Annotated in this window: 1 protein-coding gene; it reads right to left on the minus strand. The window is 46.7% G+C overall.

The annotated features are described in order from the left end of the window. A partial coding sequence (locus ACYQ4S_RS12840; protein WP_459771574.1) for an RNA-guided endonuclease TnpB family protein occupies positions 1-255 on the minus strand: 255 nt, incomplete at both ends.

The following is a 255-nucleotide window of genomic DNA, read 5'->3' on the forward strand; positions in this document are numbered from 1 at the left end:
TTGCTGGCATTGATATCTCTGTCAAGGTATTCCCCGCATGTCGGGCAGTCCCACTCCCGGATATTGAGCGGCTTCTTGCCGTCTCGGTGTCCGCAACTCGAACAAACCTGACTAGACGGATAGAACCTGTCTGCTTTGATAAGTGTCCGTCCTTTTTGCTTGGATTTATATTCTAATTGGCGGACGAATTCATACCATCCTGCATCACCAATGCTTTTTGCCAGTTTATGATTTTTCATCAGGTTCTTACTGGAC

This window comes from Alkalibacterium sp. s-m-28 (assembly GCF_054658175.1).